This is a genomic window from Erwinia rhapontici (assembly GCF_020683125.1).
GTDB lineage: Bacteria > Pseudomonadota > Gammaproteobacteria > Enterobacterales > Enterobacteriaceae > Erwinia > Erwinia rhapontici.
On sequence record NZ_CP085627.1, the window covers coordinates 698,703 to 717,109 of the forward strand.

At 53.8% G+C, this 18,407-nt stretch carries 20 protein-coding genes and 1 riboswitch; of the genes, 13 read left to right on the top strand and 7 right to left on the bottom strand.

Features of this window, described 5'->3' with window-relative positions:
• Positions 1-13: 13 nt before the first annotated feature.
• Positions 14-1,450, top strand: a complete 1,437-nt coding sequence (hldE, locus tag LJN55_RS03175; protein WP_159337352.1) for a bifunctional D-glycero-beta-D-manno-heptose-7-phosphate kinase/D-glycero-beta-D-manno-heptose 1-phosphate adenylyltransferase HldE — start codon at positions 14-16, stop codon at positions 1,448-1,450.
• A gap of 47 nt (positions 1,451-1,497) precedes the next feature.
• Here hldE and ubiK read toward each other — a convergent pair whose 3' ends face one another.
• On the bottom strand, positions 1,498-1,785 hold the full coding sequence (gene ubiK, locus LJN55_RS03180) for a ubiquinone biosynthesis accessory factor UbiK (protein ID WP_133843859.1): 288 nt from the start codon (positions 1,783-1,785) through the stop codon (positions 1,498-1,500).
• A gap of 147 nt (positions 1,786-1,932) precedes the next feature.
• A riboswitch (FMN riboswitch) is annotated at positions 1,933-2,082 on the top strand.
• A 109-nt stretch (positions 2,083-2,191) separates the two neighbouring features.
• On the opposite strand from ubiK, the gene ribB reads away from it, so the two are divergent.
• Together ribB and ygiD are read left to right on the top strand one after the other, a co-directional pair.
• Complete coding sequence (gene ribB, locus LJN55_RS03185) at positions 2,192-2,848, top strand: 3,4-dihydroxy-2-butanone-4-phosphate synthase (protein WP_133843857.1); 657 nt, start codon at positions 2,192-2,194, stop codon at positions 2,846-2,848.
• A gap of 470 nt (positions 2,849-3,318) precedes the next feature.
• Positions 3,319-4,104 carry a 4,5-DOPA-extradiol-dioxygenase gene (ygiD, locus tag LJN55_RS03190; RefSeq protein ID WP_133843855.1) on the top strand — a complete coding sequence of 262 codons (786 nt, stop codon included), beginning with the start codon at positions 3,319-3,321 and terminating at the stop codon, positions 4,102-4,104.
• Between the two features lie 186 nt (positions 4,105-4,290).
• Here ygiD and LJN55_RS03195 read toward each other — a convergent pair whose 3' ends face one another.
• The 3 genes from LJN55_RS03195 to tolC all read right to left on the bottom strand — a co-directional run bounded on the left by LJN55_RS03195 (position 4,291) and on the right by tolC (position 7,731).
• Entirely contained in the window at positions 4,291-5,451 is a 1,161-nt protein-coding gene (locus LJN55_RS03195; protein ID WP_133843854.1) for a glutathionylspermidine synthase family protein, read from the bottom strand.
• Positions 5,452-5,457: 6 nt separating this feature from the next.
• Positions 5,458-6,120 (bottom strand): DUF1190 family protein, encoded by a 663-nt coding sequence (locus tag LJN55_RS03200; protein WP_133843852.1) that lies wholly within the window; start codon positions 6,118-6,120, stop codon positions 5,458-5,460.
• A 144-nt stretch (positions 6,121-6,264) separates the two neighbouring features.
• Positions 6,265-7,731: an outer membrane channel protein TolC gene (gene tolC / locus LJN55_RS03205; protein WP_133843850.1), complete on the bottom strand. Its 1,467-nt coding sequence runs from the start codon at positions 7,729-7,731 to the stop codon at positions 6,265-6,267.
• A 210-nt stretch (positions 7,732-7,941) separates the two neighbouring features.
• Here tolC and nudF point away from each other — a divergent pair, with 210 nt between their 5' ends.
• From nudF to LJN55_RS03250, 9 genes are all read left to right on the top strand, one after another.
• A complete protein-coding gene (gene nudF / locus LJN55_RS03210) occupies positions 7,942-8,577 on the top strand; it encodes an ADP-ribose diphosphatase (RefSeq protein ID WP_133843848.1) in 636 nt (211 codons plus the stop codon).
• On the top strand, positions 8,574-8,999 hold the full coding sequence (locus LJN55_RS03215; protein ID WP_133843846.1) for a DUF1249 family protein: 426 nt from the start codon (positions 8,574-8,576) through the stop codon (positions 8,997-8,999). The genes nudF and LJN55_RS03215 overlap by 4 nt, the downstream gene beginning before the upstream one ends.
• A gap of 104 nt (positions 9,000-9,103) precedes the next feature.
• Positions 9,104-9,931, top strand: coding sequence for a 3',5'-cyclic-AMP phosphodiesterase (gene cpdA / locus LJN55_RS03220; protein ID WP_133843844.1), 828 nt, complete (start codon positions 9,104-9,106; stop codon positions 9,929-9,931).
• Between the two features lie 3 nt (positions 9,932-9,934).
• Positions 9,935-10,513 (top strand): esterase YqiA, encoded by a 579-nt coding sequence (yqiA, locus tag LJN55_RS03225; protein WP_133843842.1) that lies wholly within the window; start codon positions 9,935-9,937, stop codon positions 10,511-10,513.
• 53 nt (positions 10,514-10,566) lie between these two features.
• Complete coding sequence (gene parE, locus LJN55_RS03230; RefSeq protein ID WP_133843840.1) at positions 10,567-12,462, top strand: DNA topoisomerase IV subunit B; 1,896 nt, start codon at positions 10,567-10,569, stop codon at positions 12,460-12,462.
• Between the two features lie 308 nt (positions 12,463-12,770).
• Entirely contained in the window at positions 12,771-13,451 is a 681-nt protein-coding gene (locus tag LJN55_RS03235; protein WP_133843838.1) for a type 1 glutamine amidotransferase domain-containing protein, read from the top strand.
• 76 nt (positions 13,452-13,527) lie between these two features.
• Positions 13,528-14,133, top strand: coding sequence for a TetR/AcrR family transcriptional regulator (locus tag LJN55_RS03240; RefSeq protein WP_227535657.1), 606 nt, complete (start codon positions 13,528-13,530; stop codon positions 14,131-14,133).
• 162 nt (positions 14,134-14,295) lie between these two features.
• The gene (locus LJN55_RS24020) at positions 14,296-14,463 is read left to right on the top strand and encodes a YnfU family zinc-binding protein (protein ID WP_213202222.1); all 168 of its coding nucleotides are present in this window, start codon (positions 14,296-14,298) and stop codon (positions 14,461-14,463) included.
• Positions 14,464-14,607: 144 nt separating this feature from the next.
• Complete coding sequence (locus LJN55_RS03250) at positions 14,608-15,510, top strand: LysR substrate-binding domain-containing protein (protein ID WP_133843834.1); 903 nt, start codon at positions 14,608-14,610, stop codon at positions 15,508-15,510.
• A 47-nt stretch (positions 15,511-15,557) separates the two neighbouring features.
• On the opposite strand, the gene LJN55_RS03255 is transcribed toward LJN55_RS03250, so the two are convergent.
• Both LJN55_RS03255 and LJN55_RS03260 read right to left on the bottom strand, forming a co-directional pair.
• Positions 15,558-15,866 carry a putative quinol monooxygenase gene (locus LJN55_RS03255; protein WP_133843832.1) on the bottom strand — a complete coding sequence of 103 codons (309 nt, stop codon included), beginning with the start codon at positions 15,864-15,866 and terminating at the stop codon, positions 15,558-15,560.
• A gap of 34 nt (positions 15,867-15,900) precedes the next feature.
• Positions 15,901-16,482 (bottom strand): NAD(P)H-dependent oxidoreductase, encoded by a 582-nt coding sequence (locus LJN55_RS03260; RefSeq protein WP_133843830.1) that lies wholly within the window; start codon positions 16,480-16,482, stop codon positions 15,901-15,903.
• Between the two features lie 132 nt (positions 16,483-16,614).
• On the opposite strand from LJN55_RS03260, the gene LJN55_RS03265 reads away from it, so the two are divergent.
• On the top strand, positions 16,615-17,382 hold the full coding sequence (locus LJN55_RS03265; protein ID WP_407647776.1) for a transporter substrate-binding domain-containing protein: 768 nt from the start codon (positions 16,615-16,617) through the stop codon (positions 17,380-17,382).
• A 94-nt stretch (positions 17,383-17,476) separates the two neighbouring features.
• Here LJN55_RS03265 and LJN55_RS03270 read toward each other — a convergent pair whose 3' ends face one another.
• Positions 17,477-18,340, bottom strand: coding sequence for a ketose-bisphosphate aldolase (locus LJN55_RS03270; protein ID WP_133843828.1), 864 nt, complete (start codon positions 18,338-18,340; stop codon positions 17,477-17,479).
• Between the last annotated feature and the right edge of the window lie 67 nt (positions 18,341-18,407).

Consider the following 18,407-nt stretch of genomic DNA (forward strand, 5'->3'; position numbering starts at 1 on the left):
TGGAGTCTCAGGAATGAAAATTACACTACCCGATTTTACGCGTGCGGGTGTGCTGGTGGTTGGCGATGTGATGCTGGATCGCTACTGGCACGGCCCAACCAGCCGCATTTCACCTGAGGCTCCGGTGCCAGTGGTGAAAGTGGATCATGTGGAGGAGCGCCCTGGTGGTGCGGCCAACGTAGCGATGAATATTGCCGCGCTGGGTGCTGCTTCACGACTGGTTGGGTTGACCGGTGTTGATGATGCCGCGCGTGCACTCAGCGCGTCCCTGGCTGGCGTGAATGTCCAGTGTGATTTTGTCTCTGTGCCTACTCATCCGACTATTACTAAACTGCGCGTGTTGTCTCGCAATCAGCAGCTCATCCGTCTGGATTTCGAAGAGGGATTTGAAGGCATTGATCCTGAGCCGATGCATCAGCGTATTGAGCAGGCGCTGCCAACAATTGGCGCGTTAGTGCTGTCTGATTATGCGAAAGGCGCACTGGCCACCGTGGAAACGATGATTGCCCTGGCGCGTAAAGCGGGGGTTCCGGTATTGGTGGATCCGAAAGGTACCGATTTCGGCCGCTACCACGGTGCAACGCTGCTGACGCCAAACCTCTCCGAATTTGAAGCGGTGGTGGGCAAGTGTAAATCAGAAGAAGAAATTGTGGAACGCGGTACTGCTCTGATGCAGCAGCACGCGCTGTCTGCGTTGCTGGTGACCCGTTCAGAGCACGGTATGACCCTGCTTCAGCCGGGTAAAGCGCCATTCCATATGCCGACCCTGGCGCAGGAAGTGTTCGATGTCACCGGTGCGGGTGATACGGTGATTGGCGTGCTGGCGGCGGCGCTGGCGGCGGGTAACTCGTTGGAAGAGAGCTGCTTCCTGGCCAATGCGGCCGCGGGCGTGGTGGTGGGTAAACTCGGTACCTCAACGGTTTCTCCGGTAGAGCTGGAAAATGCGATTCGCGCGCGCCCGGAATCGGGTTTTGGTGTGATGGATGAAGCTCAGTTGATTGCCGAAGTGACGAAAGCCCGTCAGCGCGGTGAAAAAGTGGTGATGACCAACGGCGTATTCGACATTCTGCACGCCGGGCATGTTTCCTACCTGGCCAATGCCCGTAAGCTGGGTGACCGCCTGATTGTGGCGGTAAACAGCGATGCCTCGACCCGACGTCTGAAAGGGGAAACCCGCCCGGTGAACCCGCTGATTAACCGTATGATCGTGCTGGGTGCGCTGGAAGCCGTGGATTGGGTGATTGGATTTGAAGAAGATACGCCGCAGCGTGTGATCGCTGAGATCCTTCCCGATCTGTTGGTGAAAGGCGGCGACTATAAGCCAGAAGACATTGCTGGCAGTAAAGAGGTATGGGCCAACGGCGGTGACGTGCGAGTGCTCAACTTCGAAGACGGTATTTCCACCAGTAATATCATTAAAACGATTATTTCTGGTACCGGAAGAAGCTAGCCTTCAACGGCTGCCCGGGGAGGGCAGCCGTATCACTAAAGCGTGGCCTATTCTGCCGCTTTTGGCTCGCTAACGACCGGTACGGGGGCAGGGGAAACGCGGCTTTCCAGCTCTGTCAGGCGCTGTTCCAGCGCAGCCAGCTTCTCGCGGGTACGCAGCAGTACCTGAGTCTGTACATCAAACTCTTCGCGGTTAACCACATCCAGACGGGTCAGCTGTGCCTGTAATGTCTGACGGATTTTCTTCTCCACATCATCACCAAACTCACGGATGCCTTTCGGCATAGACTCATGGACCTGACGGGCCAGTTGTTCAATTTTTTTTGGGTCAAGCATAGCGATTTCCTGATAACAGCGAATTTTATCCTAGTGTAATCCCAGATGCGTTCGGTATAAACCTTAAAACACCATAGCGAAAAAATGGATATCAATTTGCCCATTTTGTTCGTTGATCTGTCACTTTTTCAGCGCTATGATGATTTTGCTTATTCTCAGGGCGGGGCGAAATTCCCCACCGGCGGTAAATCAGCTTTTGCTGAAAGCCCGCGAGCGCTTCAGGGTCATTCCTGAAGGACAGCAGATCCGGTGTAATTCCGGGGCCGACGGTTAGAGTCCGGATGGGAGAGAGTAACGATTCTTGACGGGCTTTTGCTCGCCTCGCGTTATTTTTTTGTCACCGCATGACACTCCTAAGCACGCCCTGGTTCTGGTAACCCATACATTTATTTAAGGTTTATTTACCATGAATCAGTCGCTACTTTCTGAATTTGGCACGCCTGAACAGCGTGTAACCCGTGCCATCGAAGCACTGCGCGAAGGCCGCGGTGTGATGGTTTTAGACGATGAAGATCGTGAAAATGAAGGTGATATGATCTTCGCCGCTGAAACCATGACCGTTGAGCAGATGGCACTGACCATTCGCCACGGCAGCGGCATTGTCTGCCTTTGTCTGACGGAAGAACGTCTGGAACAGCTGGACCTGCCAATGATGGTGCAGAACAACACCAGCTCTTACGGCACCGGTTTTACGGTGACGATTGAAGCGGCACAGGGTGTGACCACCGGTGTTTCCGCCTCTGACCGCCTGACCACCATCCGCACCGCCATTGCTGACAATGCAAAGCCAGAAGACCTTAATCGTCCTGGCCACGTGTTCCCGCTGCGTGGACGTTCAGGTGGTGTTCTGACCCGCGGTGGCCATACTGAAGCCACTATCGACCTGGTCACGCTGGCAGGTTTCAAGCCAGCCGGTGTTCTGTGTGAACTGACCAACGATGATGGCTCTATGGCGCACGCGCCGGAAGCGGTGGTGTTTGCTAAACAACACAACATGCCAGTTGTGACGATCGAAGATCTGGTGGCATATCGTCGTAGTCACGAGACGCGTCAGGCCAGCTAAATTCCCCGTCATACTTCAAGCGATGGGTGCGTTGGCTCTCCTCGCGCGCCCCGGTCACATACTCATGTATGCTCCCGGGGACTTGCTGCGTTGCCGCCTGCCCATAGCTTGAATTATTTAGGAGAGTTCCCCGTCATACTTCAAGCGATGGGTGCGTTGGCTCTCCTCGCGCGCCCCGGTCACATACTCATGTATGCTCCCGGGGACTTGCTGCCTTGCCGCCTGCCCATAGCTTGAATTATTTAGGGGAATCCCTCGTCATACTTCAAGTGGTGGGCGCATTGGTTCTCCTGTAGCTTGAATTATGCAAAGGAATTCCCCCCGCCATACTTCCTTCAATCTGCATTCTTTCCTTCCGCTATTTCCCCTTCAAATTTTCTGAATATCTTCGTCAGGGTTATCCAGGTTCATCCGTGGAAAAAAGGGCGTAATGTGACTTCCATTGAATACCACTTTCTGGGAATCACACCATGAGCCACACACGTATGCCTGCACTTTTCCTCGGTCACGGCAGTCCGATGAACGTACTGGAAGAAAATATCTGGACCGAGACCTGGCGTGAGCTGGGGAAAAACCTGCCACGTCCAAAAGCGATCATTGCCGTTTCTGCCCACTGGTACACGCGCGGCACGGCGGTGACGGCGATGGAAAAACCACGCACAATTCATGATTTTGGCGGCTTCCCGCAGGCGTTGTTTGATACACGGTATCCGGCTCCGGGATCGCCGGCACTCGCCCGCCAGATAGCGGAAACACTGGCCCCGGTGGCAGTCGATCTGGATCAGGAGTGGGGATTCGATCACGGTTCCTGGGGCGTATTAATCAAAATGTACCCGGATGCGGACATTCCCGTGGTGCAACTCAGCGTGGATGGGACGAAACCTGCCGCATACCATTTTGAATTAGGCCGTAAACTGGCAGCGCTGCGCGATCAGGGCATCATGATTGTTGCCAGTGGAAACGTGGTACACAACCTGCGTATGGTGCGCTGGCAGGGCGAAGCAGAAGCCTATCCGTGGGCAGAATCTTTTAACCAGTACGTGCGCGATAATCTGAGCTGGGAAGGCGAAGATGAGCAGCATCCACTGGTGAACTTTATGCAGCACGAGGGGGCGGCGCTGTCGAACCCGACACCAGAACATTACCTGCCGTTGTTGTATGTGCTCGGCGCACGTGCTGAGGGCGAAGCGATATCTGTCCCGGTGGATGGGATTGTGATGGGGTCATTAAGCATGCTGTCGGTGCAGGTGGGGTAGCAGAGGCCGGGCATGCCCGGCCACTACGTGACCATTTTGCACAAGCATATGTAGGGGCGAGGCATACCAGACCACGGCGTGCAATTTTGCACAAGCATATGTAGGGGCGGGGCATACCAGACCACGACGTGCAATTTTGCACAATCATGGGTAGGGGCGAGGCATGCCTCGCCCGACGATCACACATTATTCGATAAACGCGTGTGGATAGAAGCGCGAGAGATCCTGAGTGATCAGATCGCGGTCTTCACGCAAACCAATACCCGCTGGCTGATCGTTGATCAGCCAGGATCCGATCAGCGTATAGCTGTCGCCGAACTTTGGCAGCGGATGGAACTGCTGCACGATCATACCTTCCTCACCGTACGGCCCATCAACACGTGCAATCTCTTTACCGTTTTCTACGATGCGGATATTGGCACCCTCGCGGGAAAACAACGGTTTAACCACATATTTATCCATATGCGGTACGTTATCTTCAGCAAAGTAAGCGGGCAGCAAGTTCGGATGGTTCGGGAACATCTTCCACAGCAGCGGCAGCAGCGCTTTATTGGAAATAATGCTTTTCCAACCAGGCTCCAGCCAGCGCACACCGGCGTCAGCCAGTTTGGTGGAGAACATCTCACGCAGCATAAATTCCCATGGATAGAGCTTAAACAGATTGCCGATCACCTGATCGTGAACATCGGTAAACTGCCCTTTCTCACCCAGGCCGATTTCATCCATATACAGGAATTCACTCGGTAGCCCGGCTTCCGTGGCGCAATCCTGCAGATACTGAACGGTGCCACGGTCTTCATCGGTATCACGGCAGCAGGCAAAGTGTAGCCAGCTAAAACCGTGCTGCTGATGCAGTTCGCCAAAGCGCTCGATCAGTTTTTCCTGCAGGCTGTTGAACTGATCGCTACCCGCAGGGAGCACGCCAGCATTCAGCTGGTCTTCCAGCCACAGCCACTGGAAGAAAGCCGCTTCATACAGCGAAGTCGGGGTATCGGCGTTATTTTCCAGCAGCTTGGCCGGCGTTACACCGTCCCAGGCGAGATCCATTCTTGAATAGAGTGACGGCTGGCCGCTTTTCCAGGATTCACGCACAAAATCCCAGGTGTGCTTCGGAATACGGAACTTGGTCAGCAGTTCTTCACTGTTGACCACCAGTTCCACCGCCTGCAAACACATCTGATGAAGTTCGCTGGTCACATCTTCCAGTGACTCAATCTGCTGCAACGTGAACTGGTAATAGGCATCTTCACACCAGTACGGTTCCCCGTGCATGGTGTGAAAACGAAAACCATATTCCGTCGCTTTTTCCCGCCAGTCAGGGCGTTCAGCAATGGCAATACGTTTCATTGGCGATTAGCCCCCCATGCTGCGGTTGGTGCTGGTAGCACTGCTGCGCTGCATGGTGGCTTGCTTGGCAACGGACTCACCGAAGCCACCGCGGGTGACGGTGCTGGTGGTGGCCGGTTTTGGCGCCAGCGCTGTTTTAGGCACTGTCATGGTACGGCCCGAGGTTGCTGCGCCGAAGCTCTTGCCGCTGGCATCAACGAACTTGCCGTTGGCCGGGCTGGCTGGGTTCTTCGAGGAGAACAGCGGCTGCTGCTGCCCCATACCGCCACCCATCATACGGCCCATCATGTAACCGGCCATCAGTGGCATCCAGAAGCTTCCGCTGGACTGAGATTCCGCATTGGTAGTACCTACGCCCGCCTGAGCAGGAGCCTGCTGGCACTGACCTTCACCAAACTCTGCCACGCAGTCTTCACGGGTCGCATATTTCGGTGCGGTTTTGACCGCTTCTTCTTTGGCGCTATTAAACGCCGTAGTGCACTGTGCGCTCTTGCCTGGGTTAGCGGCCGAGCAGTCATCAGCGTTCTGATACATCGATACAGTTTCGTCGGCCTGTTCACATGCGGCCAGCATAAATACTGCACTCACCGCCAGTGCGACCGGCGTTAAATGGCGTGCACTCCAGCTTTTGCGAAAGGAGGCATGATTAATCTGTTTAGTCCGTTTCATCACTTTTCGTCCTGTGCCCAAAGGTAGTGCATAGGATAGGGGAACAGCGGTGAAAAATGAAGCGATCAAGCCTGACCTGGAGGGGATCTTTACGTAGCTATACGTTTGATTGTGAAGGGGCAGCGTTTGCTGCCCCTTGGGGAATTACTGACTGAATGGATTACTGTTGCCACGGGTGGCCGATTTGTTGCTAACTGGCGTCGCTTTGCTGGCTGAACGGGGTTCAGCACTGTCCGCGTTGGCAGCTTGCTGTGCATTTTCCGGGGCGACGATTTCTGGCGAGGTGCCGACATCTTTGCCCAGATGATTGTTCAGCGTTTGCAGATCCTGCTCGTTCAGCGTACCCAGCGCAGATTTAATATTGAGCTGGTTAATCATGTAGCTGTAACGGGCATTCGCCAGCTGCTGCTTAGCGTTATACAGCGTGGTGGTGGCATCCAGCACGTCAACGATAGTACGGGTACCCACGGAGTAACCGGCTTCCATCGCATCCAGCGAGCTCTGTGCAGAGACAACCGCCTGCTTGTAAGCGTTAATGCTGCTGATCGAGGCGTTCACGTTGTTAAACGAGGAACGCACGGTCTGGATGGCGGAACGGTGTGCGCTTTCCAACTGCTCACTGGCGGCAACAAACGCATATTGCGCCTGTTTCACCTGGGAACTAACGGCACCGCCGCTGTACAGTGGCAGGTTGAAGCTCAGACCTACCTGGTTACTGCCTGTGATGTTGTCAGTGTTATTGGGACTGGAACGGTCGCCGCCATAACGGTTGTTGGATAAACCGGTTGAGGCCGTCAGATCCAACGTAGGCATATGGCCGGTTTCTGATGAACGAATCTGCTCACGCGCCAGGTCCTGAGACAGGCGTGCAGAAAGCAGCGACAGGTTGCGGCTTTCCGCTTCCTTCAGCAGGGCATTCACTGGCTGAGGTTTTTCCGTTTTAAACGCATCGACGTTCAGCGATGCCAGGCTTGGATAGTAATTGCCGGTCACCTGACGCAGTGTTTCTACCGCGTTATCGAGGTCGTTACGCGCGGAAACTTCGCTGGCCAGTACGCTGTCGTACTGGGAGCGTGCGTTCTGCACATCAGTGATGGCGACCAGACCCACGTTAAAACGCTGAGTGGTCTGATCCAGTTCACGGTAAATAGATTGCTTCTGGGCTTCGGTATACGACAATGTGTCGATCGCGTTCAGCACATTGAAATAGGCGGTTGCGGTGTTCAGAATCAGGGTCTGTTGTGCCGTCTGATAAGTGACATCCTGGATGCCTGCCGTTTTTTCCTGCAGCGTCAGTGCACGCCATTTTGACATGTCAAAAATGGTCTGAGTCAGCTGTAACGACGCGCTTTTGGTGGTGCTATTGGTATCTCTGGCATCACGGTAGCCGCTGTTATAGGTATAGTCAGCGCCCAGGCCTAACTGTGGTAGCAGTGGGCTGCGGGATTCGTTAATTTTCTCAAAGGCAGCATCACGATCGGCGGCAGAGCTACGAAGGTCAGGATTTGATAAACGTGCCTGCTGATATACCTGCAGCAGGTTTTCAGCCTGGCTGGCAACACTGAAGCCGCCCAGGCTCAGACCGATGAGTAAAGGGAGCAGTTTGTTCATTTGCATTCCTTGTAGTGCAGCAAAATTGCTATGGTAGCGCTGACGTAGGCCAAAAATTATCGCCGATAATAGCAGAGAGTTCCGATAAGGTAAGTTGGCTGAAAGTGCCATCCTGCCTTAATTTACTCAAATAAGTCGTTAAGAACCAGACAACTGTCGGAATACTATTGCACTTTACGTTTTTGCCATCACTTAGCAGGAGACAGAGTTATGGATACTGGTCGTAAATACCCAGTGACTTTCACAAAAAACGATGTAGAAATTATTGCACGAGAGACGCTTTATCGCGGTTTTTTTTCGCTCGAACGCTATCGCTTTCGTCATCGCTTGTTTAATGGCGGTATGAGTGGTGAAGTGACGCGGGAAATTTTTGAGCGCGGTCACGCTGCCGTGCTGCTACCCTATGACCCGAAACGCGATGAAGTGGTGCTGATTGAGCAGATCCGTATTGCCGCTTACGATACCAGCGCGACGCCCTGGGTGCTTGAACTGGTGGCCGGGATGATCGAACCGGGAGAAACCCCGGAGGGTGTGGCGCGCAGAGAAGCTCTGGAAGAAGCCGGGCTAACGCCGGGTCGTATCAAGCCGATTAGCAATTACCTCTCTAGTGCGGGAGGCACCTCCGAGCGTCTGGCGGTGTTTGTCGGTGAAGTGGATGCCAGCGTGGCGCAGGGAAACCACGGCCTGGAGGAAGAGAATGAGGATATTCTTGTGCATGTGGTCAGCCGGAGTCAGGCTTATCAATGGGTGGAACAGGGGAAAATCGATAACGCTGCTGCTGTCATTGCTTTGCAATGGCTGGAGTTGCACCATAAACAGCTACGCCAAGAGTGGAATCCTGAATAATGAAACGTTATGTCCCCGACTTTCCTGAAATGATGCGTGTCTGCGAAACGAACTTTGCGCAGCTGCGGCGTTTATTGCCAAAGGAGGATCGGGTGGGTGAATCGATGGCGTATCAGGTGAACGGTGCCAGCTATCTCATCACCATTCAGGAGTCGACCCGTTACACCACGCTGGTGGAAATCAGGCAAACGGCCCCTGCGGTCAGTTACTGGAGCCTGCCTTCGATGTCCGTGCGGTTGTATCATGACGCGATGGTGGCGGAAGTGTGTTCCACTCAGCAGATCTATCGCTTTAAAGCACGCTATGATTATCCTAATAAAAAGCTGCATCAGCGTGATGAAAAGCACCAAATTAACCAATTTTTAGCGGACTGGTTGCGCTACTGTTTGTCCCACGGTGCGATAGCCGTTCCGGTATGTTGAAAACGCTGCAACAATTTTCAGATGTGTACCCAAATGAATGTATAAAGCAGGAAGCCGATGCGCCTGCGGCCTGAAACAGATGGGTATTACCTTAAGGACTTTGATTGGATAGCCTGTTAAAACTTCCTGTGGCGAGTGGGTCCAAAGTCAGGATTTTACAGATAACGGACACTCACCTTTTTGCAGGTAAACATGAAACGCTGCTAGGGGTAAATACCTGGGCCAGTTTTGATGCCGTGCTGGATGTTATCGCAGCGGATAAGCGTCACTACGATTTGATTGTCGCCACTGGCGATCTGGCACAGGACCACTCCGCTCTTGCCTATCAGCATTTCGCTGAGGGCATTGCTCGCCTGCCTGCCCCCTGCGTCTGGTTGCCTGGCAACCATGACTTCCAGCCAACCATGTTTACCACGCTGGCGGCCTCGACGATTGCCGACCAAAAACAGGTGCTGGTCGGGGATCACTGGCAAATTGTGTTGCTGGACAGTCAGGTCTTCGGTGTCCCGCACGGTGAACTGAGCGAGTACCAGTTGGAATGGCTTGAAAGTGTACTGGCAGCAGAGCCGCAGCGGCACACGTTGGTATTATTGCATCACCATCCGGTACCGTCTGGCTGTTCGTGGCTTGACCAACACAGTCTACGTAATCCGCATATGCTGGATACGGTCCTGCGACGCTATCCGCAGGCGAGAAATTTGTTATGCGGGCATATCCATCAAGAACTCGACCTTGAATGGCAGGGGCGGCGTGTGCTGGCTTCACCTTCCACCTGCGTCCAGTTCAAACCACACTGTACCAACTTCACGATTGACGCTGAGTCTCCAGGCTGGCGCTGGCTGGACCTGTATGACGATGGTCGGCTCGACACTCAGGTGCAACGTCTGACCACGCGCATATTTAACCCGGATCTCGACTCAGAAGGATACTGACCGATGGCCACGCTGCTTTATCTGCATGGTTTTAACAGTTCGCCGCAGTCTGCCAAGGCAACGCAGTTTAAACAGTGGCTGGCAGAGCAACGTCCTGACATCACTCTGCATGTGCCCCAGCTTCCGGCATTCCCCTCCGAAGCTGCCGCGCTGCTGGAGACGTTTGTTATGCAGTCAGCGGGCGAGCCGCTGGGCATTATAGGCTCGTCGTTGGGCGGTTATTATGCCACCTGGCTGTCCCAATGTTTCACGCTGCCCGCCGTGGTGGTCAACCCAGCGGTACGCCCGTTTGAGCTGCTGGCTGATTACCTCGGCCACAACGAGAACCCATACACCGGTCAGCAATATGTGTTAGAGTCTCGCCATATTTACGATCTAAAAGTGATGCAAATTGACCCGTTAGAGTCACCAGACTTGCTCTGGTTACTGCAACAAACGGGTGATGAAGTGCTCGACTACCGCCAGGCCCTGGACTACTACAGCGCCTGCCGCCAAACGGTAGAAGAGGGCGGAAATCATGCTTTTATCGGATTCGAACGCCATTTCTCCGCGATGCTCGACTTCCTGGGTTTCCAGGAATGAGATAGCCGGAGTCTGGTCACTCATTTTTAGCCACCACCAATCAGATTGTTACGATGACTCAATCCAGCTACAACGCTGACTCCATTGAGGTTCTCAGCGGCCTTGAACCCGTGCGTCGCCGCCCGGGCATGTACACCGATACCGTGCGTCCTAACCACTTAGGCCAGGAAGTGATCGATAACAGCGTGGATGAAGCGCTGGCCGGTCACGCTAAACGCGTGGAAGTGATTCTGCACGCTGACCAGTCGTTGGAAGTGATCGACGACGGGCGCGGCATGCCGGTGGATATTCACCCCGAAGAGGGCGTGCCGGCCGTTGAGCTGATTTTCTGCCGCCTGCATGCCGGGGGCAAATTCTCCAATAAAAACTATCAGTTCTCAGGTGGCCTGCATGGCGTCGGGATCTCGGTGGTCAACGCCCTGTCAACACGTGTGGAAGTTACCGTTCGTCGTAACGGTGAAGTGTACGAGATGGCGTTTGAAAACGGCGATAAAGTGCAGGACCTGACGGTCACTGGCACCGTCGGCAAACGTAACACCGGCACCCGCGTACAGTTCTGGCCGGATGTCTCTTTCTTCGACAGTCCGCGTTTCTCGGTCTCACGTTTGAGCCATCTGCTGAAAGCGAAAGCGGTGCTGTGCCCGGGTGTTGAGATTGTCTTTAAAGACAAAGTGAACAACACCGAGCAGACCTGGTGCTACGCCGATGGTCTGACGGACTATTTGATGGAAGCGGTTAACGGCCTGCCAACCCTGCCAGAAAAAGCCTTTGTGGGGGCCTTCTCCGGTGATGTGGAAGCGGTGGACTGGGCGCTGCTGTGGTTGCCAGAAGGCGGCGAGCTGTTGACGGAAAGTTACGTTAACCTGATCCCGACCATGCAGGGCGGTACGCATGTTAACGGCCTGCGTCAGGGTCTGCTCGACGCGATGCGCGAGTTCTGCGAATACCGCAATATTCTGCCGCGCGGCGTGAAGCTGTCGGCGGAAGACATCTGGGATCGCTGCGCCTACGTGCTGTCGGTCAAAATGCAGGACCCGCAGTTTGCCGGGCAGACTAAAGAGCGTTTGTCATCCCGTCAGTGCGCGGCCTTCGTTTCAGGCGTGGTTAAAGATGCCTTCAGCCTGTGGCTGAACCAGAATATCCAGACAGCAGAAATGCTGGCAGAAATGGCGATTTCCAGCGCGCAGCGTCGCCTGCGTGCGGCGAAAAAAGTGGTGCGTAAAAAGCTGACCAGCGGACCGGCGCTGCCGGGTAAACTGGCGGACTGTTCTGCTCAGGATCTTAACCGTACCGAGCTGTTCCTGGTGGAAGGGGATTCGGCGGGCGGTTCTGCCAAGCAGGCTCGCGACCGTGAATATCAGGCGATCATGCCGCTGAAAGGTAAGATCCTCAATACGTGGGAAGTCTCCTCTGATGAGGTTCTGGCATCACAGGAAGTGCATGATATTTCAGTGGCGATCGGTATCGATCCTGACAGTGACGATCTGAGCCAGCTTCGCTACGGCAAGATCTGCATCCTTGCGGATGCGGACTCCGATGGTCTGCACATTGCCACGCTGTTGTGCGCGCTGTTTGTGCGCCACTTCAGCACGCTGGTGAAAAACGGTCACGTCTACGTTGCGATGCCGCCGCTGTACCGTATCGATCTCGGTAAAGAGGTCTATTACGCGCTGGATGAAGACGAGAAGGCCGGTATTCTTGAGCAGTTGAAGCGCAAGAAAGGCAAACCGAATGTGCAGCGATTCAAAGGTCTGGGTGAGATGAACCCGTTACAGCTGCGCGAAACCACGCTGGATCCCAACACGCGTCGTCTGGTGCAGCTCACCATCAGCGATGAGGATATTCAGCACACCATGGCTATCATGGACATGCTGTTGGCGAAGAAACGCTCCGAAGACCGCCGTAACTGGTTGCAGGAAAAAGGCGATATGGCTGAAATCGAAGTCTGATGTCAGTTGACCCTGGAGTTGAAGTTAAGCTGTTGAAAAAGAGAATTAATTTCCCAGTTTATTGAAAGGTGATCGCCGGGGGGCAGTTTTTTTAAACTGCCTTTTAAGCAAGGATGCTTTTGCCTCACGCTGAATGATCTGTCCCCAGGATGAAAGACAATCTGAAGATGTTTACTATTATTTGTAGACGACTGGTCTAATTGCTGTTAGCTTAACGACATGACTTGAGCAGATGAAGCCTTGTTACAACTACCATCTAGACGACTGGTCTAATTCAAGCATTTCAAACTGACAGGCAGGAGATTAAGATGAAGATTCTTATGGTGTTAACCTCACACGACCAGCTGGGCAATACCGGACGTAAAACTGGTTTCTGGCTTGAAGAGCTGGCAGCTCCCTACTACGCATTTAAAGATGCGGGCGCAGAAATTACGCTGGCCTCGCCAAAGGGCGGCAACCCGCCGTTAGATGCAAAAAGTAATGAGCCGGATTTTCAGACTGAACAGACCCACCGCTTTGAGGCCGATGCAGAAGCAACTGCCCAGCTTGCCGCCACGGTGCGTCTGGACAGCATTTCGCAAGACGGGTACGACGCGGTCTTTTATCCGGGCGGCCATGGCCCGCTGTGGGATCTGGCCGAAGATAAAAACTCTATCGCGCTGATTGAAGCCTTCCTCGCGGCAAACAAGCCTGTGGCACTGGTCTGCCATGCACCGGGCGTCCTTCGCCACGTTAAAACACCCGAAGGGCAACCGCTGGTGGCAGGCCGCAAAGTCACCGGCTTTACCAATAGTGAAGAGGACGCAGTGGGCCTGACTGACGTGGTGCCTTTCCTGGTGGAAGATGAATTGATTGCCAAAGGTGGAATTTATTCCAAAGGGGCGGACTGGAGTTCGTATGTCGTCAGCGATGGTCTGCTGATCACCGGACAAAATCCAACTTCATCAGCGGCAACGGCGGAACAACTGATCCGACAGCTGACCGAATAAACGGTGCTTACCTGGGGCAGCGATATTTAGCTGCCCCATATAGACGACTGGTCTAGTTTTTTGGTAACGTTAACCTATGACGACTTCAACTCAACATCATAGCAACGACATCCGCGACCATATCCTCGCCACAGGCCAACGTATCATGGCAGGCAAGGGTTTTTCGGCTGTCGGATTAAACGAAATACTCACTGATGCCGGTGTGCCCAAAGGTTCGTTTTATCACTATTTCAGCTCGAAAGAAGCATTTGGGGTAGCGATGCTGGCCCGTTATTTTGATGATTATCTGGCAGAAATTGATAGCACCCTGAGCCAGCCTGGTCTCAATATGGCGCAGCGGCTGATGAACTACTGGCGGCAATGGCGTGAATCACAATCGTTTTCGCATTGTCAGGGTAAGTGCCTTGCCGTGAAACTCGGGGCTGAAGTGGCCGATCTTTCTGACACTATGCGCGTGACACTTGACTCAGGAACTTCAGGAATCATATCGCGCCTGGCGGAAGCGTTAGAGGCCGGTGTTGCCGAGGGTTCTCTGACTATCGATGATCATCCCACCAACGTGGCGGAAAACCTTTATCAGCTTTGGTTGGGTGCCAGCGTGATGGTCAAAATTGTGCGCAATACAGGCCCGTTTGATTCAGCCATGCGCCTGACGCAGAAAATTATTCGCATCGCTCCTTAACGAGGATTAACGGATGCGGCCTTGTGACAGAGGGTTATGTTGAGCATTCACAGCCTGTTGGCGCACCATTTTGATAGCTAAAACTGCTTTTAAGAAAGAAAGAGTAAGGGGAATGTTGATTGAGGGTGTACTATACGCGTCCAAACAACACAGGAAATATTTATGGCTTATAATCAAAAACAACCTAAATCCAACGGCTTCCTCATCTCCATCGCATGTCCTAAATGCAGTAAAAATTCCGACCACAGTGCTCCAAGAGTTCATAAGAACAAAAATCTTCTTTGCCCATTCTGCAGTGTTCTTTTTACCCCTTCTGAAAGTAAAATCTAATCATCTGCTTTGCTGACGCTTGATCGGATTGTTTCCGTATTCACGCCCGGTAATGCCGTAAACGCATAAAAATGTCAACCTGCGCCAGGACTCGTGATGATTCTGTTAGTATTGTGAGTGTCATCTTTCCAGCAGGTTGAACTATTGAAAATCACCCTTGAAGAGCTTCGTGCGTGGGTTGTTGTGGTCGATACCGGTTCGATCACTGCCGCCGCAGAACAGCTTAACCAGACCACGTCCGGTATCAGCCGCGCCCTCAGTCGGCTGGAAAGCAAGCTGCAAACCACGTTGCTGCACCGCACCACTCGCCGTATCGCACTGACTGAAGAAGGGCAAATCTTTCTTGAGCACGCGCGGCAGATCATTCGTTCAGTCGAAACTGCCGAAGAGCAGATCGCTCAGCGGCGTGAGATCCCGTCTGGCCGGCTGCGCGTCAATGCTGCCACGCCGTTTATGCTGCATGTGATTGTGCCGCTGATGCCGGAGTTTTCACGCCGTTATCCGCTGATCCAGCTGGAGCTGAATACTGATGAAGTGGTGATCGATCTGCTGGAACAGCAGACGGATATCGCGATCCGTATTGGCGAGCTGCGCGATTCCACGATGCATGCTCGCGCGCTGGGGTGCAGCAGGCTGCGGCTGATGGCCAGCCCGGGCTATCTGGAGGAGCATGGTGTACCGCAAAGCGTGGCCGATATGGTCGAGAACCATCGGTTACTGGGCTTCTGCAATCTTGACCAGCACAATATCTGGCCGGTATGGCGGGTGGAGGGGGAGCTTTTACAGATTAAACCAACGGTGATGGCATCAAGTGGGGAAACGCTGCGCCAGCTGGCGGTGAACGGCATGGGTATTACCCGCGTGTCGGATTTTCTCAGCCGTGAGGATCTGGCTTCCGGTCGGCTGGTGCCGGTTCTGGAGGCTGAAACGCGTGAGATGCACCACCCGATTCATGCTGTGTACTACCGTAACAGCACGCTGTCGGCGCGGATCAGCTGTTTCCTGGATTTTCTCAGTGAGCAGTTTGCCAGCAAGACGTTGTTATAAGGCAAAAAGCAGGGGCTGACCTTCTGTTCCGATCAGCCCGCGTGTCTTTACAGTGCCGGTTCCAGCACAAAGATCTTCACATCCACCACATCGTTTTTAATCGCGGTACGGTGTGCTTCCATATGGGCAGCCTGCTGATGCTGCTCAAGATGGCGCAGTGAGTCCCAGTGCTCCACCATAAAGATCGAGTCCGGTGAGTACTGCTTCCACGGTACCTGGGCTTTATGGTCAATCAGCGCCTGATAACTGCCGCAGCCTTCCTCATCCAGAACGACAGGCGTCAGCGTTTCTATCGCTTGTAAAACGGCAGTACGTCGGCCTGGCTTGATACAAATTTCAGCGATCACGGTCAGCATACTGTTTCCTTTTACTCGAGGTGTGTACCTTTAGTTAAGCAAAGATCGCGTTCAGATGAGTCCGATAGCGTGCAATATCGCCGTCAATATCCGGCTGTTTGATCACATCGTTGCAGATAAAGGTCGGTAAACCGTCCATACCCAGGAACTGGTTTGCTTTGTGGAAGTGCAGATACACGCCATCAACGCCCACGCCTTCAAAGAACTGTTCCGGATCGGTGAACGCCTGTAACGGGGCGTTCCAGGTCAGCGACAGCATATAGGTTTTACCCTGTAACAGGCCGCCAGAGCCATATTTTTTGGCTGCATCAGAGCGGGTACGGCCATCGCTGGCGTACAGTTTGCCGTGGCCTTCGGTAAATACTTCATCGATGTATTTTTTTAGCGTCCACGGCTCGCCCATCCACCAGCCTGGCATCTGGTAAATAATGGTATCGGCAGCGAGGTATTTTTCGATTTCTTCAGCGACTACGTAACCGTCGTCGAGTACGGTAACATCGACCTGATGACCCGCGTCACGCAGGAAGCTGGCGGCCACGTTAGTCAGCGTGTGGTTCAGTTCGCCTTTTGAATGAGCGAAGGCTTTCCCGGCATCAATAATCAGAATCTGGCTCATAAATTTTTCTCAGCTGTGTGCAATTTCGGAGAGTGTATCTGACGACAGGGGTGAGAAAAATGGGGTATGGATCACAATACTATTGCGTTTTAAGCAACAATACGCGGCACTGATAATAACAATGAGAGAACTATGATGATGAAAATCGGGGCTGTGGCCCTTCTGTTGGTAGCGGGAAGCGCCAGCGCGCAATCGCATCTTGACCGTGCCATGCAGAGTAAAACGCTGGTGGTGTGTACCACGGGAGACTACAAGCCTTATACCTATCTGCGTGCGGATGGCGGCTATGAAGGCATTGATATTTCGCTGGTGCAGTCGTTGGCAAAAAGCCTGGGCGCCGAGGTGAAGTGGGTCCCCACCACCTGGAAAACCCTGACACCTGACTTTATCGGCAAGCAATGTGACATCGCTCTGGGCGGTGTTTCAGTGACACTGAAGCGTCAGCAGACGGCGTGGTTTGCGGAACCGCTGGATACCGACGGGAAAATCCCGCTGGTGCGCTGCGCGGATAAGAAGAAATACCTCACCGTTGAACAGATGAATAAACCGTCGGTGCGTCTGATTGAACCGGCGGGCGGCACCAATGAAGCCTTTGTGCATGCTTATCTGCCCGAGGCCAACCTGACGTTGTTTCACGATAACGTGACGATTTTCCAGCAGCTGGTGGATAAGAAAGCGGACGTGATGATCACCGATGCGTCGGAAGCCCAGTATCAGCAGAAACGCTATCCGTCGCTGTGTGCGATTAACCCGGACAAGCCGTTACAGTACGGTGAGAAGGCGTGGATGCTGCCACGTGATGATATCAGCTGGAAGATGTACGTTGACCAGTGGCTGCACTTGAGTAAAGCCACTGGGGAATACCAGCAGGTTGTGAAGCAGTGGTTGGCGGGGAAATAACGCATCAGGGGGCGGGCATGCCCGACCCCTACACCGTCCGTAGGGGCCAGGCATGCCTGGCCCTTAAAACAGCGGCCCAGACCAAAGACCCACCCTAACGATATAAATCCGCTTTGCCCGTCGAACCAAACAGCGACATCTTATAAGCAATCACCTCTTTTGCCGCCTTGATCGGCTCAGGGTAAATCACATTCGGATCCCACCAGGTTTCGCGGCTCAGAATCTCACGGGCTTTGGCAAAGTAGGCATACTTCATATCACTGGAGATATTGATCTTACCGACACCCAGTGTCACCGACTCCGCGATCTCCGCATCCGGGTTGGCCGATCCGCCGTGCAGCACCAGTGGAATCGACACGCGCTGTGAGATCTCGCGCAGGATATGCATTTGCAGCTCCGGCTTCATATCTTTTGGATAAATACCGTGCGCGGTGCCGATGGCGACCGCCAGCGTATCCACGCCGGTGCGGGCAACAAAGTCCTCTGCCTGATCAGGATCGGTATAAATCACCTTACTGACCCCGCCCTCCACTGACGTGCCGGTATCCCCAATGGTGCCCAGCTCACCTTCCACAGAGATCCCCACCGCATGGGCCAGCTTCACCACTTCCTGCGTCAGCGCCACGTTCTCTTCATACGGCAGCAGCGATCCATCAATCATCACTGAGGTAAACCCGCACTGAATGGCGCGCTGGACGTGCTCAACCGATGCGCCGTGATCAAGGTGGATAACAAAAGGAATGCGGCTGCGCAGGGTGCGTTCACGCACATAGCCGAAGAACTCATCGGTCACGAACTCCAGTTCGCTGGGGTGGATGGAGATAATCGCCGGGCTGTTGCTGGCCTCTGCCTGCTCGACGACGGCGCGGATAAAGCAGCTGTCGGCAACGTTAAAGGCACCAATGGCGAAGCGATTTTCACGGGTTGGTTTTAACAGTTCGTGCATTGACATCAACATGGTTGTACTCCCTCAGAGTCAGATTTTAGGCAAAACTTTCCTGCATCAGTGACGGGTCACTGACGGA